This window comes from Amycolatopsis sp. M39 (assembly GCF_001651785.1).
Lineage (GTDB): Bacteria > Actinomycetota > Actinomycetes > Mycobacteriales > Pseudonocardiaceae > Amycolatopsis > Amycolatopsis rubida.
Genome location: NZ_LWSF01000004.1, coordinates 317,584 through 332,646, shown reverse-complemented (window position 1 = coordinate 332,646; position 15,063 = coordinate 317,584). Strand labels below are relative to the sequence as shown.

Here is a 15,063-nt window from a genome sequence, read left to right as displayed (position 1 = left end):
CTCGTTCTGGTCTCGCGGCGGACGCGGCGTGGTTCCGGCGGCGCGGCGGGCTTTCGGGCACCGCGGCCGGGAAGCCGGTCTCGGCGTGGACGGTTACGGGCTCGCGTTGTGCCGGATCGCCGCGCGCTCGTTCTCGTCCAGCGGCGGACGCGGTGTGGTTCCGGCAGGCTTTCCGACACCGCGACCGGCGCGATCGCGGGGCTTGATGCGGTCGGGCACGGCCTGCCGCTGCGCCGGGCAGCCGGGCGCTGGTCCGGGCCTCGCGGCGGAAGATCACCGCGCACCAGCCGAAAAGCAAGCCCCCGGCAAACCCGCCGCCCGACCGGCGGATGCGCGACGTGGTTCACCCATCCGGTGCTGCTGTCGCTACACTCGGCGATCATGCACCCGTTTCGTCGTGGGGGTCGGCGACCCGTGCGTCAGCTGCTCTCGCTGCTGATCGCCGGTTCCCTCGTTTCCGGGTGCAGCCAGACATCGGCCCAGCCGCAAGCCGAGGGCAGCGGGCACGGCGGCATCGCGGGCGGTGCGCCGCAAACGCCGAAGGATCCGCCCCGGGCGGCGGACGTCGCGCTCGCCGCGGGGGCAGGCAGGCAAGGCCGCGGCGTGGTGGCGGCCGGGGCCGCGGACGCGTCCTACAACTACGGCCCGACCGTGATGGCCGAGAACGGCCGCACCCGGATCTGGTGGTGCAGCCAGTACAGCAGCGCCCCGCCGCCGGGCGACGACATCCTCTACGCCGAAGGTCCCTCGGCCGACGGACCCTTCACCGGGCCGGGTGGCGGCGCGCCCCCGGCGGTCCTGTCCGGCGCGCCCGGGAACTTCGACGGCATGCACACCTGCGACCCGTCCGTGCTGCGCGTGGGCGGCACCTACTTCATGTACTACACCGGCGCGGCAGGCGACCACGCGCTCGGCAACGCGATCGGCATGGCCACCAGCCCGGACGGCATCCACTGGACCCGTTCGAACGGCGGCAAACCGATTCTCGGCGCGTCCCACGACGCCCACCGCGCCAACGTCTACGGTGCCGGTCAGCCCTCGGTGGTCTTCCTCGACGGCTGGTACTACCTGATGTTCACCGACACCACCGGCCGCGCGGCGGGCTGGAACGGGGCGGGGCAGTTCGTGATCCGGGCGCACGACCCGGCGTTCCGCGAGGGCGTGGAAGCGTTGGGGGAGAAGGGATTCGAGCCCACCGCGACCACCGCCGCGCCGCGGACGCGTTCGGTGGTCGACGCGTTCAGCGTGGATCTGGAGTGGGTCGGCGCGCTCGACGCCTTCGCCATCGCCCACGAAACCGCCGACGGCACCACGATCACCTTCCGGGACCGCGATTTCACCATGCAGCCCTACAAACCGGTCGTGATCCCGGGCCCGTGGAAGGAGGGCCCCGGTCTCGTCCGCCGTCCGGACGGGCACGCGCCGACCTCGGTCGGCGACCCGTGCGACCTGGTTTCGCTGGACGTCGTGCGCGCCACCGAGACCGGCCCGACGGGCGCGCCGACCGGGCTGAAGCACTTCGGGCTGGACGTGAAAGGCGCGGGCGGCTGCTCCACGCCCTCGCGCAGCACGGCGACCTTCGACGGCGTCGCGATGCCGTCCCCGGACCGCATGATCGACCTCTACCGCCGCGGCGAGCGGATCCGGATCGACCGGCGTTCAGTCGCCGAGGTGCTCGCCGGGGAACTGGTGAACCGGCCGTTGCCGCAGGTGCCGGAGGTGCCGGTGAAAACCCGCCTGCGTTCGGGCGCGACCGTCGTGCACGCGTACGGCCGCGGCTACGGCATGGTCCTCGACGGGCAGCTTTACGGCCTGCCGGACACGACGATCGTGCCGCTCAACGGTTCCGGGGTGCAGGAGATCGACCCGCGACAGTGGGACGGCGCCGCGCGCGGTCTGCCGCTGGGCGGCTGACCGGAGACGGTTTCGGCTTGTCCGCTCGCGGGGCCGGGCTCGGCGGGAGTTCGAGTTCGCCGGAACGGCTGCCGGTGCCGTCTTCGTCCTCGTCGTCCGGCTCCGGCTCGGGCTCGGGCTCGGCGTCGGAATCCTCCGCCGGACGCCGGATCCGGCCGCCGACGAACAACCCCAGCCCGGCGGGCACCAGCACCAGCAGCGCGGAGAACGCCGCCCCGCCGGTGAGCGCGGCACCCAGTTCGGAAACCCCGGTCTGGTCGACGAAGACCGCCCGCCCGATCACGTACAGGATGCCCGAGCACACGCCCGCGACCAGGGAGGCGATGAACCAGGCCCGCCCTCGGTCGCGCAGGCCGCGCCAGCCGTCGATCGCGCTCCACAGCGCCGCCAGGCCGACCAGTACGGCGATGGTGAGCGAAGTGAACAGCGTCTGGCCGGTCGGGTGGAACACGGACCACTTGGCGAGCAGCGTCATCGCGGCGGCGTGCACGACCGCCATGACCAGCCCGCGCGTCAACCAGGCACCCAGCATGGACGGAGTGTAGGCGCGCCGAAGTTAACCGCCAGTAGGCCGTCCTCCTCGCCGCGCCGGAGCCCTGCTGGAACAGGAGGCCGGAAGCCGCTGGTTAAGCTGGCCGGGTGCCGGAAATCCACGCTCGCCGCCGCGCCGCGCTCGCCGCCCTGCTCCACGAGAACGGGGTCGACGCGCTGCTGGTCACCGATCTGCTCAACATCCGCTACCTGACCGGGTTCACCGGGTCGAACGCCGCGCTGCTGCTGCACGCGGGCGGCGACGCGAAGACCCTGTTCTGCACCGACGGGCGCTACACGACCCAGTCGGAAGCGGAGGTGCCCGACCTGGAGCGCGTGCTCGACCGTGCCAGCGCCCGGGCGCTCGCCGCGCACGCGGCGGAGCAGGGCTACGGCCGGGCCGGGTTCGAGAGCCAGCACGTGAGCGTCGAGGAGCACGAGAACCTCAAGGTGCGTTTCGACCGGGTCGAGCTGGTCCGCACGCCGGGGCTGGTCGAGCAGTTGCGGGTGGTCAAGGACGAGGTCGAGATCGCCGCGCTGCGCGCCGCGTGCGCCGCCGCCGACCGCGCGCTCGCCGCGCTGATCGAGGCCGGGGGAGTACGGCCGGGCCGGACCGAGCTGGAAGTGGCCCGCGACCTGGAGAACCGGATGCTGGAGCACGGTTCGGCCGGGATCTCCTTCGCATCCATCGTCGCCGCCGGGCCGAGCTCGGCGATTCCGCACCACCGCCCGACCGGAGCCGAGCTGAGCCGCGGCGACTTCGTGAAGTTCGACTTCGGCGCCACGGTCGACGGCTACCACTCGGACATGACCCGCATGGTCGTCCTCGGCGAACCCGCGGACTGGCAGCGCGAGATCTACGACCTGGTGCACCGCGCGCAGGCGGCGGGCGCCGAGGCCGTCCGGCCCGGCGCGGTGGTGTCCGAAGTGGACGCCGCGGCCCGCTCGGTGATCGCCGACGCCGGGTACGGAGAGCAGTTCGCGCACGGTCTCGGCCACGGCGTCGGGCTGGAAGTGCATGAGGCACCGAGTCTCGCCGCGGCGGGCGTCGGTACACTGTCCGCCGGTATGGCGGTCACCGTCGAGCCCGGCGTGTACCTCGCGGGGCGCGGTGGCGTGCGCATCGAGGACACGCTCGTCGTGCGGGACTCCGGACCCGAACTCCTCACCCTGAGCACCAAGGACCTCGTGGCCGTCTGACGGCCGCGGCCGAAGAGATCGAACACAGGAGACCTGAAGACTCGTGGCCACCACCAACGACCTGAAGAACGGACTCGTCCTCAACCTGGACGGCCAGCTGTGGAGCGTCACCGCGTTCCAGCACGTCAAGCCGGGCAAGGGCGGTGCGTTCGTGCGCACCACGCTCAAGCACGTGCTGACCGGGAAGGTCGTCGACAAGACCTTCAACGCGGGCACGAAGGTCGAGACGGCCACGGTGGACCGCCGGAACATGACGTACCTGTACAAGGACGGCGCGGACTTCGTCTTCATGGACGGCGACACCTACGACCAGATCACCGTGCCCGCCGAGACCGTCGGCGACAACGCGAACTACATGCTCGAGAACACCGAGGTCCAGGTCGCGGTGCACGAGAGCGAGCCGCTGTACGTCGAGCTGCCGACCTCGGTCGAACTGGTCGTCCAGCACACCGACCCGGGCCTCCAGGGCGACCGTTCCACCGGCGGCACCAAGCCGGCGACGCTGGAGACCGGCGCGGAGATCCAGGTCCCGCTGTTCCTCTCGACCGGCGAGAAGATCAAGGTCGACACCCGCGACGGCCGTTACCTCGGCCGCGTCTCCAGCTGATGGCGGACAAGCTTCCCCCGCACCCGAACCGCGGCGGCGCGATCAGCAGGCGCCAAGCGCGCCGGCGCGCGGTCGAGATGATGTACGAGGCCGCCCAGCGGTCCGCCGACCCGGTTACGCTGCTGGCCGATCGGGTCGGCGCGGTCGAGGTCGACCCGGTCGCGGACTACACGATCGCCGTCGTGGAGGGCGTCACGGCCCGCCGCGAGCGGATCGACGAACTTCTCGCGGAACACTCGCAGGGCTGGACCCTTGAGCGGATGCCGCCGGTCGACTTGGCGGTCCTGCGCGTCGGCGTGTACGAGATGCTGTGGTCGGCGGACGTCCCCGACGCGGTCGCGATCGACGAAGCGGTCGGCCTCGCGAAGGAACTTTCGACGGACGACTCGCCGCGGTTCATCAACGGCGTGCTCGGCCGTATCGGCACGATCGCCGACCGGCTGCGCGCGGTCCTGTAGCCTTGGCGGCTCGGTAGTCAGAGGTCACCCGGCTGGGGGAAAGCACCACCTGAATGGCCGCTGCCTGATCGGGTCACCGCCGGGCCGCGGCGGCCGGACGCGAGGGGCGTCCGGGAGAAAATTGATCACCGAGCGGAATCAGAACCGGTCGGCGGGCGCCATTCTCGGCGGGCGGACCCGGGCGGTCGCGCGGCGATCAGGTGAGTTCGGAGCGGCGGTCTTCCCGTATCGCTGCGGTGAGTGAGCATCCCGCGGGGGAGCGCCCCAGCTGGACCCGGCCAGCGGGAAAATCCGGTGCACGGCAAGGGAATTCGCCGGGAAACCAGAAATCCGGAGCGGGAACCGGCGTGGACGAGGACGCGGTCCCCAGCGGCGTGGAGCGGGGCGAGGAAACAGCCCCGGCGTCGCGGCCGGAAGCGGCGAGGATGCAGGCCCGGCCCCGCGGCCTGGAACGGGAAACACGCCGGAATCCGGCTCTCAGCGCGGCAGACACGAGGAATTCCGCCGGTTCTCGCCGGTTTGCCGCGCGGCGGAAAACAGCAGGTCATCGGCCGGGAGCACCCTGGATCAATCGGGGTTGGTTCGGCCGAGCGCCGCGGACCTAAGCCGGTCGGTGTTGGGGGCACCCTGGATCAATCGAGGTTGGTTCGGCCGAGCGCCGCGGACCTAAGCCGGTCGGCGCTCGCGGGCACCCTGGATCAATCGAGGTCGGCCGGGCCGAGCGCCGCGGACCTAAGCAGGTCGGCGCTCGCGGGCAAGCTGAATCAACCGAGGCCGAGGCCGAGGCCGGACGCGGCGGCGGAGAACGTCGGCTGGAGCCCGAAGCGCGGCGGGCGTTCCCGGTTCCCCGGGTGCGGGAAGCCCGCCGCGTCGTGCACGGCCGTCGCCGCCATCAGTGCTCAGTCCTCTTTGGACGGGCGGGCTTCCGGCGGGAGGACGCCCCAGTCGATGAGCTGCTCGGTCAGCTCGCCGGGGGTCATGTCGTAGATGATGGCGAGCGAGCGCAGGTCCTCGGTGCGGATGGAGAGCACCTTGCCGTTGTAGTCGCCGCGCTGGCTCTGGATCGTGGCCGCGTACCGGGCGAGCGGGCCGACCTTCTCCGCGGGGAGCTGCTGGAGCCGCTCCAGGTTGATCACGATCTTCGTGGCGGGCTCGGCTCCCGAGGGGACCCGGCCCTCCGGCAGCAGTTCGACCACCGGCACGCCGTAGAAGTCCGCCAGCTCGGCCAGCTTCTGGACGGTGACCGCCCGGTCGCCGCGCTCGTACGAGCCGACCACGACGGCCTTCCAGCGGCCGCCGGACTTCTGCTCGACCCCGTGCAGGGACAGGCCTTGCTGCTGGCGGATCCCGCGGAGCTTGGCCCCGAGCGCCTTGGCGTAATCGCCCATCTGGTGGTTCTCCGTTTCATCGCCCCTGCCCGGCCGGGAGGACCGGAGCCGGGGACTCCTCGAGTCGAATACTCAGAGTAATGGTTACGCATAGTTGTCACCAGGTCAAGCAGAAGGTCGGTCCGCGCAGGTGGCGGCCGTGCGCGTACCACCCGGAAGACTGATTGACCGGTCCTGCTACTGTCGGTGCGGTTTCCGGCAGCAGCCGGTTGCCGACGTCCTTTAAGGACCCGTCCAGAGAGGCGGGGAAGGAGGTCCGCCTTGTCGTCACGTCCGCGTGGCGCGGCGGAGCCGGCGGGAGAGCGCGAGCTGCTGTCCGCCGGTGATGTCGCGCGCACGATCGCGAGGATGGCCCACCAGGTCATCGAGAAGACCGCTCTCGGAGCCGGTCCGCCGGAGCAGTACCCGGTGCTGCTCGGCATCCCCACCCGCGGCACTCCGCTGGCCGCGCGCCTCGCCGGGAAGATCGGCGAGTTCGCCGGGGCCGCGCCGCCGCACGGCGCCCTCGACGTCACCCTTTACCGCGACGATCTCCGCCGCCGTCCGCCGCGTGCGCTCGAACAGACGCAGCTGCCGCCGGGCGGGATCGACAACCGGGTCGTCATCCTCGTCGACGACGTCCTGTTCTCCGGCCGCACCATCCGCGCCGCCCTCGACGCCCTGCGCGACCACGGCCGCCCGCGTGCCGTCCAGCTCGCGGTGCTCGTCGACCGCGGCCACCGCGAGCTGCCGATCCGCGCCGACTACGTCGGCAAGAACGTGCCCACCGCGCGCGCCGAAGGCGTCTCCGTGCTGCTGTCGGAAACCGACGGCCGGGACGCGGTGCTGCTGCGCGCGCCGGAAGGAGAAACCCGGTGAAGCACCTGCTCGCCACCGACGGGCTCGACGCGGACACCGCGACCGCCGTGCTCGACACCGCCGACGAGCTCAAGCACACGCTGCTCGGCCGCGAGGTCAAGAAGCTGCCGACGCTGCGCGGCCGCACCGTGATCACGCTGTTCTACGAAAACTCGACGCGCACCCGGGTGTCGTTCGAGATCGCCGGGAAGTGGATGAGCGCGGACGTGATCAACGTCTCGGCGTCCAGTTCCTCGGTGAACAAGGGCGAATCGCTGCGGGACACCGCGCTCACGCTGGCTGCCGCGGGCGCCGACTGCGTGATCATCCGGCACCCCGCCTCGGGGGCCGCGCACCGGCTGTCGGGCTGGCTCGCCGGTCCGGGCACCGCGGTGGTCAACGCGGGCGACGGCATGCACGAGCACCCCACCCAGGCGCTGCTGGACGCGGCGACGCTGCGCGAACGCCTCGGTTCCCTGCAGGACCGGCGGATCGCGATTGTCGGCGACGTCCTGCACAGCCGGGTCGCGCGGTCGAACATCCACCTGCTCAGCACTCTCGGCGCGGAGGTGGTGCTCGTCGCGCCGCCGACGCTGCTGCCGGTCGGCGTGGAGAAGCTGCCGGTCAGCGTGTCGCACGACCTCGACGCCGAGCTGCCCGCGGTCGACGCGGTGATGATGCTGCGCGTCCAGGCGGAGCGCATGACGGGCGGGGGCCCTGGGCAGAGCTTTTTCCCCTCCGCGCGAGAATATTCGATCTCCTACGGGCTCTCCGAACGCCGCCAGGCGCTGCTGCCGGACCACGCCGTCGTGCTGCACCCCGGCCCGATGCTGCGCGGCATGGAGATCGCCTCCGCGGTCGCGGATTCCCCCTCCTCGGCCATTACCGAACAGGTCCGCAACGGCGTGCACGTGCGCATGGCGGTCCTCTACCACCTGCTGGCCAGTGAAGGAGCTGCCGCGTGAGCATCGTGATCAAGGGCGCCCGCCCGTACGGCGAGGGCGAGCCGGCGGACGTCCTGATCTCCGACGGCGTGATCGCCGCGATCGGCGCGGTGAACGTTCCCGAGGGCGCCGAAGTGCTCGACGCCAAGGGCCAGGTCCTGCTGCCCGGGTTCGTCGACCTGCACACGCACCTGCGCGAGCCGGGCCGCGAAGACACCGAGACCGTCGACACCGGGTCCGCCGCCGCGGCGCTGGGCGGCTACACCGCCGTGTTCGCCATGGCCAACACCGATCCGGTCGCCGACAACGCGCTCGTCACCGACCACGTGTGGCGGCGCGGGCAGGAGGTCGGCCTGGTCGACGTCCACCCGGTCGGCGCGGTCACCGTCGGGCTCAAGGGCGAGAAGCTCGCCGAACTGGGCACGATGGCCAAGGGCACCGCGGCGGTGCGGGTCTTCTCCGACGACGGCGTGTGCGTCGCGGACCCGCTGCTGATGCGCCGCGCGCTGGAGTACTCGACCGCGCTCGACGCAGTGATCGCCCAGCACGCCGAGGAACCGCGGCTCACCGTCGGCGCGCAGGCGCACGAGGGTGAGCAGGCGTCGCGGCTCGGCTACCCGGGCTGGCCGGCGTCGGCGGAGGAGTCGATCGTCGCGCGCGACTGCCTGCTGGCGCTGCACGCGAACGCGCGGCTGCACGTCTGCCACGTCTCCACCGCGGGCACGGTCGACATCCTGCGCTGGGCGAAGGAACGCGGCACGAAGGTGTCGGCCGAGGTCACGCCGCACCACCTGCTGCTGACCGACGACCGGCTGGAGAGCTACGACCCGGTCAACAAGGTCAACCCGCCGCTGCGCACCGGCGGCGACGCGGAGAAGCTGCGCGCCGCGCTGGCCGAGGGCGTCGTGGACTGCGTCGCCACCGACCACGCGCCGCACGCCACGCAGGACAAGGACACCGAATGGGCCGCGGCCCGGCCCGGCATGCTCGGCCTGCAGACCGCGCTGTCGGTGGTCGTCGAGACGATGGTCAAGACCGGCCTGCTCGACTGGCGCGGCGTCGCCCGCGTGATGAGCGAGCGGCCCGCGGAGGTCGGGAACCTGGCCGGGCACGGCCGTCCGATCGAGGCGGGCGAACCGGCGAACCTGACGCTGGTCGACCCGGACGCCGAATGGACCGTGCGCGGGGCGGACCTGGCCAGCATCGCGGCCAACACCCCGTACGAGGGAATGCGGTTGCCCGGCGTGGTGACGGCGACTCTGCTGCGCGGGCGGATCACTGCGCGCGAAGGGAAGATCTGCTGATGGAGCGGTTGCTGCTGACGCTGGGGATCGTCGCGTTCTTCCTGCTGTGCCTGTGGGGCATGTGGGCCGGCTGGCGGCGCAAGGCGCGTTCGCAGAGCGCGCGGATCGCCCCGTTCCCGGAGATCCCGGCCGAGCCCGGCGAGTTCCAGCTCGAATCGACCGGCGTGTGCGTGGGCACCACGACCGCGGGCGACTGGCAGGACCGAGTCGTCACGCGAGGCGCGGGCCCGCGCTCCGGCGCGGTCTGGCGGCTGCACCCGGACGGGGTGGCCGTGGAACGCGGCGGGCTGCCGGACTTCTGGATCCCGCGCGCCTCGATCACCGGGATCCGCCGCGACTCGCGGCTCGCCGGGAAGGTCACCGGCACCGACGTGCTGCTGGTGATCACCTGGCAGCTCGGCGACGTCGCGCTGGACACCGGATTCCGCGGCGACGACCTCGACGACTATCCGCACTGGATCGAAGAACTTTCCGATCACGACATCAAGGGAGGTGCCCAGTGAGCACCGGCACTCGCGGCCCCGCCGCCCTGGTTCTCGAAGACGGCCGGGTGTTCCGCGGCGCGGCGTACGGCGCGCGCGGGCGGACCCTGGGCGAGGCGGTGTTCTGCACCGGCATGACGGGTTACCAGGAAACGCTGACCGATCCGTCGTACCACCGGCAGATCGTGGTGCAGACGGCGCCGCAGATCGGCAACACCGGCTGGAACGACGAGGACGACGAATCGGCCCGGATCTGGGTTTCCGGTTACGTGGTGCGCGATCCCGCGCGCACTCCGTCGAACTGGCGCTCGAAGCGGTCGCTGGACGAGGAACTGGTGCGCCAGAGCGTGGTCGGGATTTCCGAGGTGGACACCCGGACGCTGACGCGGCACCTGCGCGAGCAGGGCGCGATGCGCGCCGGGGTGTTCTCCGGCGACGCGCTGGGCAGCGACGAGCAGATGGTCGCGGAGGTGCTGGCGAGCCCGCCGATGAAGGGCGCGGATCTCGCCGGCGGGGTCTCCACGGACAAGCCTTATGTCGTTGCGGCGCAAGGGGAAAAGCGGTTCCGCGTCGCGGCGCTGGACCTCGGGATCAAATCGAACACGCCGCGGCTGATGGCGCGGCGGGGCATCGAGGTGCACGTCCTGCCGTCGAGCACGAGCGCGGAGGAACTGCTGGCGCTGGAGCCGGACGGGGTGTTCCTGTCCAACGGCCCGGGCGACCCGGCGACGACCGCGCACGCGACGGCGCTGACGAAAACCGTGCTGGAGCAACGGATTCCGCTGTTCGGGATCTGCTTCGGCAACCAGATCCTGGGCCGGGCACTGGGTTTGGGCACCTACAAGATGCGGTACGGGCACCGGGGGATCAACATCCCGGTGATCGACGTGGCGACCGGGCGGGTCGCGATCACCGCGCAGAACCACGGTTTCGCCCTCGAAGGCGAGCCGGGCCAGCGGTTCGATTCCCCTTACGGGGCCGCGCGGATCAGCCACTACTGCCCGAACGACGACACCGTCGAGGGCGTCCGCGCGTTCGACGTGCCCGCGTTTTCCGTGCAGTACCACCCCGAAGCGGCCGCGGGTCCGCACGACGCCGCGCCGCTGTTCGACGAATTCGTTGAGTTGATGGAGAAGAAGGCCTGATGCCGAAGAGGACGGACATCCAGCACGTGCTGGTGATCGGCTCCGGGCCGATCGTGATCGGGCAGGCGGCCGAGTTCGACTACTCGGGCACGCAGGCCTGCCGGGTGCTGCGCAGCGAGGGCCTGCGCGTGTCCCTGGTGAACTCGAATCCGGCGACGATCATGACGGATCCGGAGTTCGCGGACGCGACCTACATCGAGCCGGTGACGCCGGACTTCGTGGAAAAGGTCATCGCCGCCGAGCGCCCGGACGCGATCCTGGCGACGCTGGGCGGGCAGACCGCGCTGAACTGCGCGGTGGCGCTGCACGAGCGCGGCGTGCTGGAGAAGTACGGCGTGGAGCTGATCGGCGCGGACATCGACGCCATCCAGCGCGGCGAGGACCGGCAGAAGTTCAAGGACATCGTGCGCACGATCGGCGCGGACGTCCCGCGGTCGCGGGTGTGCCACGACATGGACGAGGTCCGCGCGACGGTCGGGGAACTCGGTCTGCCGGTGGTCATCCGGCCCTCGTTCACCATGGGCGGCCTCGGCTCGGGCATGGCGCACACGCCCGAGGACCTGGAGCGGCTGGCGTCGACGGGGCTCACCGAGTCCCCGGTGACGGAGGTGCTGATCGAGGAGAGCGTGCTCGGCTGGAAGGAGTACGAGCTCGAACTGATGCGCGACAAGCACGACAACGTGGTGGTCGTGTGCTCGATCGAGAACGTGGACGCGATGGGCGTGCACACCGGCGACTCGGTCACCGTGGCGCCGACGATGACGCTGACCGACCGCGAATACCAGGTGATGCGCGACGTCGGGATCGCGGTGCTGCGCGAGGTCGGCGTGGACACCGGCGGCTGCAACATCCAGTTCGCGTTCAACCCCGAGGACGGCCGGATGGTCGTGATCGAGATGAACCCGCGCGTGTCCCGCTCGTCCGCGCTGGCGTCGAAGGCGACGGGTTTCCCGATCGCGAAGATCGCCGCGAAGCTGGCGATCGGCTACACCCTCGACGAGATCCGCAACGACATCACCGGCGAGACCCCGGCCTCGTTCGAGCCCGCGCTGGACTACGTGGTGGTGAAGGTGCCGCGGTTCGCGTTCGAGAAGTTCCCCGGCGCGGACCCGACGCTGACCACGACGATGAAGTCGGTGGGCGAGGCGATGTCGTTCGGCCGCAGTTTCCCGGAAGCACTGGGGAAGGCGATGCGGTCGATCGAGACGAAGGCGACCGGGTTCTGGACGCTGCCCGACCCCGAGGGCGCCACCGCCGAGTCCGCTTTGGACTCGCTGCGCACCCCGCACGAAGGCCGCCTCTACGAGGTGGAACTGGCGCTGCGGCTGGGCGCGACCGTCCAGCAGGTGCACGAGGCGTCCGGGATCGACCCGTGGTTCATCGACCAGGTCGCGCTGATCGGCGAGGTCGGCGCGGAGGTCCGCGACGCCCCGGTGCTCGACGGCGACCTGCTGCGGCGGGCGAAGCGCACCGGCCTGTCCGACCGGCAGATCGCGGCTTTGCGGCCGGAACTGGCGGGCGAGGACGGCGTGCGGGCGCTGCGGCACCGGCTGGGGGTGCGGCCGGTGTTCAAGACGGTCGACACCTGCGCGGCGGAGTTCGCGGCGAAGACCCCGTACCACTACTCGGCCTACGAGACCGACCCCGCCGCGACCTCCGAGGTCGCCGCGCAGAGCGACAAGCCGAAGGTGCTGATCCTCGGGTCGGGGCCGAACCGGATCGGGCAGGGCATCGAGTTCGACTACTCGTGCGTGCACGCGGCGATCGCGTTGCGCGAGGCCGGGTTCGAGGCCGTGATGGTCAACTGCAACCCGGAAACCGTGTCCACGGACTACGACACCAGCGACCGGCTGTACTTCGAGCCGCTGTCGTTCGAGGACGTGCTGGAGGTCGTGCACGCCGAGCAGCAGTCCGGCACGGTGGCCGGGGTGATCGTGCAACTGGGCGGGCAGACCCCGCTCGGGCTCGCGCAGCGGCTGGCCGACGCCGGGGTGCCGGTGGTCGGGACGCCGCCGGAGGCGATCGACCTGGCCGAGGACCGCGGCGCGTTCGGCGAGGTCCTCACCGCCGCCGGGCTGCCCGCGCCGAAGTACGGGACGGCGACCTCGTTCGAGGGCGCTAAGCGGATCGCCGACGAGATCGGCTACCCGGTCCTGGTCCGCCCGTCCTACGTGCTGGGCGGGCGCGGCATGGAGATCGTCTACGACGAGGAGTCCCTCGCCGGCTACATCCGCCGCGCCACCGAGGTCACCCCGGAGCACCCGGTGCTGGTCGACCGGTTCCTCGACGACGCGATCGAGATCGACGTGGACGCCCTGTTCGACGGCGAGGACCTCTACCTCGGCGGCGTGATGGAGCACATCGAGGAAGCCGGGATCCACTCCGGCGACTCCTCCTGCGCGCTGCCGCCGATCACCCTCGGCGCGCAGGACCTCGACGCGGTCCGCCGCTCCACCGAGGCCATCGCCCGCGGCGTCGGCGTCCGCGGCCTGCTGAACGTGCAGTACGCGCTCAAGGACGACGTGCTCTACGTCCTGGAAGCCAACCCGCGCGCCTCCCGCACCGTCCCGTTCGTCTCCAAGGCCACCGCGGTCCCGCTCGCGAAGGCCGCCGCGCTGGTGATGACCGGCTCGACGATCAAGGACCTGCGCGCTTCGGGCGTGCTGCCCGCCGAGGGCGACGGCGGCCGGATGCCCGCCGATTCCCCGGTCGCGGTCAAGGAAGCCGTCCTGCCGTTCCACCGGTTCCGCACGCCGGAAGGACACGGCGTCGACTCCCTGCTCGGCCCGGAAATGAAATCCACCGGCGAAGTCATGGGCGTCGACACCTCCTTCGGGAAAGCATTCGCGAAATCGCAAAGCGGCGCCTACGGATCCCTCCCCACCTCGGGCCGGGTATTCGTCTCCGTCGCCAACCGCGACAAGCGTTCGCTGGTCTTCCCGGTGAAGCGGCTGGCCGATCTCGGCTTCGAGATCCTCGCCACCTCCGGCACCGCGGAAGTGTTGCGGCGCAACGGAGTCGCCTGTTCGGTGGTGCGCAAGCACTCCGAGCCGGACCCGGGCGCGGGCGAGCCGAACATCGTCGACGTGATCCTCGCAGGCGACGTCGACATGGTGATCAACACGCCGTACGGAAACAGCGGACCGCGCGTGGACGGTTACGAAATCCGGACTGCCGCGGTGTCGCGCGACATTCCGTGCGTCACCACGGTGCAGGGCGCCGCGGCGGCCGTGCACGGCATCGAAGCGCTGATCCGCGGCGACATCGGCGTGCGCAGCCTCCAGGACCTCCAGGCGGCGCTGAAGGCGACGTCGTGACCGCCCGATTCGGGGCCCGGCTCGCCGGAGCGGTGGCCGCGCGCGGGTCGCTGTGCGCCGGGATCGACCCGCATCCGGGCCTGATCGAGGCGTGGGGACTGCCGCTCGACGCGAGCGGGCTCGAACGCTTCGCGCTCAGCGCCGCGGAGACGCTGGGCGAGGTGGCGGCGATCGTGAAGCCGCAGTCGGCGTTCTTCGAGGCGTTCGGGTCCGCCGGGGTGGCGGTGCTCGAACGCGTCGTAGACGTGGCCCACGACGCCGGGGCGCTCGTCCTGCTGGACGTGAAGCGCGGTGACATCGGCTCGACGATGGCGGCCTATACGGCGGCGTACGTGGCCGAGAAGGCGGCTTTCACCGCAGACGCGGCCACGGTGTCGCCGTACCTCGGCTTCGGCGCGCTCGACGCAGCTGTCGCGGCGGCGCGCGAAGCGGGCAACGGGCTCTTCGTGCTCGCGCGCACGTCCAACCCGGAAGCGGACGCGTTGCAGCGCGCGCGGCTCGAAGACGGCCGTACGGTCGCTCAGAGCGTCGTAGACGCTGCGGCGGACCACAACGCAGGTGCTGAGCCGTACGGCGACGTCGGCGTGGTCGTGGGGGCCACTGTGGCTCCTGGGGAGGTCGACCTGAGCCGGCTCAACGGACCGGTGCTCGCGCCCGGTTTCGGGGCGCAGGGGGCAACTGAGGCGGATTTGCGGGCAGTCTTCGGGGAAGGCCTCCCGGGCCTGCTCCCGGCCTCGTCGCGCGACCTGCTGCGCCACGGCCCGGACCCGGCGGCGTTACGCCGTGCGGCCCAAGAGGTGAACGGCCGGTTGGCGGGACTGCGCGGAAAAGGCCAATAGCAGGCCCCGGAATCGCGCTCCACCAGCCACCCCCGCATTGTGGCCCCTGCTCAGGGGTGGGTACCGTCGCGTCACCCACCCAGACGTGAGAACTACC

At 71.5% G+C, this 15,063-nt stretch carries 14 protein-coding genes; 11 read left to right on the top strand and 3 right to left on the bottom strand.

The features are described 5' to 3' along the window. Positions 1 to 423: 423 nt before the first annotated feature. Positions 424 to 1,914: a beta-xylosidase gene (locus A4R44_RS12120; protein ID WP_067580143.1), complete on the top strand. Its 1,491-nt coding sequence runs from the start codon at positions 424 to 426 to the stop codon at positions 1,912 to 1,914. Here A4R44_RS12120 and A4R44_RS12115 read toward each other — a convergent pair. Beyond that, complete coding sequence (locus A4R44_RS12115) at positions 1,838 to 2,446, bottom strand: B-4DMT family transporter (protein ID WP_067579281.1); 609 nt, start codon at positions 2,444 to 2,446, stop codon at positions 1,838 to 1,840. The genes A4R44_RS12120 and A4R44_RS12115 overlap by 77 nt on opposite strands. Positions 2,447 to 2,553: 107 nt before the next feature. Between A4R44_RS12115 and A4R44_RS12110 the strand changes: the two genes are divergently transcribed. The 3 genes from A4R44_RS12110 to nusB are packed head-to-tail and all read left to right on the top strand — an operon-like array spanning position 2,554 to position 4,710. Further along, the gene (locus tag A4R44_RS12110; RefSeq protein WP_067579279.1) at positions 2,554 to 3,645 is read left to right on the top strand and encodes a Xaa-Pro peptidase family protein; all 1,092 of its coding nucleotides are present in this window, start codon (positions 2,554 to 2,556) and stop codon (positions 3,643 to 3,645) included. Between the two features lie 43 nt (positions 3,646 to 3,688). Continuing rightward, positions 3,689 to 4,252, top strand: a complete 564-nt coding sequence (gene efp, locus A4R44_RS12105) for an elongation factor P (RefSeq protein WP_067579277.1) — start codon at positions 3,689 to 3,691, stop codon at positions 4,250 to 4,252. Further along, positions 4,252 to 4,710, top strand: coding sequence for a transcription antitermination factor NusB (gene nusB, locus A4R44_RS12100; protein WP_067579275.1), 459 nt, complete (start codon positions 4,252 to 4,254; stop codon positions 4,708 to 4,710). The genes efp and nusB overlap by 1 nt, the downstream gene beginning before the upstream one ends. Before the next feature lie 764 nt (positions 4,711 to 5,474). On the opposite strand, the gene A4R44_RS51705 is transcribed toward nusB, so the two are convergent. Together A4R44_RS51705 and A4R44_RS12095 are read right to left on the bottom strand one after the other, a co-directional pair. Further along, positions 5,475 to 5,603: a hypothetical protein gene (locus A4R44_RS51705; protein ID WP_255366064.1), complete on the bottom strand. Its 129-nt coding sequence runs from the start codon at positions 5,601 to 5,603 to the stop codon at positions 5,475 to 5,477. A 6-nt stretch (positions 5,604 to 5,609) separates the two neighbouring features. Continuing rightward, a complete protein-coding gene (locus A4R44_RS12095; RefSeq protein WP_003096372.1) occupies positions 5,610 to 6,098 on the bottom strand; it encodes a transcriptional regulator in 489 nt (162 codons plus the stop codon). Positions 6,099 to 6,359: 261 nt separating this feature from the next. Between A4R44_RS12095 and pyrR the strand changes: the two genes are divergently transcribed. Genes pyrR through pyrF form a run of 7 tightly spaced genes read left to right on the top strand, consistent with a single transcriptional unit; the run spans position 6,360 to position 14,966 of the window. After that, positions 6,360 to 6,956: a bifunctional pyr operon transcriptional regulator/uracil phosphoribosyltransferase PyrR gene (gene pyrR, locus A4R44_RS12090; RefSeq protein ID WP_067579273.1), complete on the top strand. Its 597-nt coding sequence runs from the start codon at positions 6,360 to 6,362 to the stop codon at positions 6,954 to 6,956. Then, complete coding sequence (locus A4R44_RS12085; RefSeq protein ID WP_067579271.1) at positions 6,953 to 7,900, top strand: aspartate carbamoyltransferase catalytic subunit; 948 nt, start codon at positions 6,953 to 6,955, stop codon at positions 7,898 to 7,900. The genes pyrR and A4R44_RS12085 overlap by 4 nt, the downstream gene beginning before the upstream one ends. Next, positions 7,897 to 9,183, top strand: a complete 1,287-nt coding sequence (locus A4R44_RS12080; RefSeq protein WP_067579269.1) for a dihydroorotase — start codon at positions 7,897 to 7,899, stop codon at positions 9,181 to 9,183. The genes A4R44_RS12085 and A4R44_RS12080 overlap by 4 nt, the downstream gene beginning before the upstream one ends. Next, a complete protein-coding gene (locus A4R44_RS12075; RefSeq protein ID WP_067579267.1) occupies positions 9,183 to 9,686 on the top strand; it encodes a transporter in 504 nt (167 codons plus the stop codon). Before A4R44_RS12080 ends, A4R44_RS12075 begins: the two co-directional genes overlap by 1 nt. Beyond that, on the top strand, positions 9,683 to 10,810 hold the full coding sequence (gene carA, locus A4R44_RS12070) for a glutamine-hydrolyzing carbamoyl-phosphate synthase small subunit (protein ID WP_067579265.1): 1,128 nt from the start codon (positions 9,683 to 9,685) through the stop codon (positions 10,808 to 10,810). Before A4R44_RS12075 ends, carA begins: the two co-directional genes overlap by 4 nt. Further along, positions 10,810 to 14,127, top strand: a complete 3,318-nt coding sequence (gene carB / locus A4R44_RS12065) for a carbamoyl-phosphate synthase large subunit (RefSeq protein WP_067579263.1) — start codon at positions 10,810 to 10,812, stop codon at positions 14,125 to 14,127. Before carA ends, carB begins: the two co-directional genes overlap by 1 nt. Beyond that, the gene (gene pyrF / locus A4R44_RS12060) at positions 14,124 to 14,966 is read left to right on the top strand and encodes an orotidine-5'-phosphate decarboxylase (RefSeq protein ID WP_067579261.1); all 843 of its coding nucleotides are present in this window, start codon (positions 14,124 to 14,126) and stop codon (positions 14,964 to 14,966) included. Before carB ends, pyrF begins: the two co-directional genes overlap by 4 nt. Positions 14,967 to 15,063 lie beyond the last annotated feature (97 nt).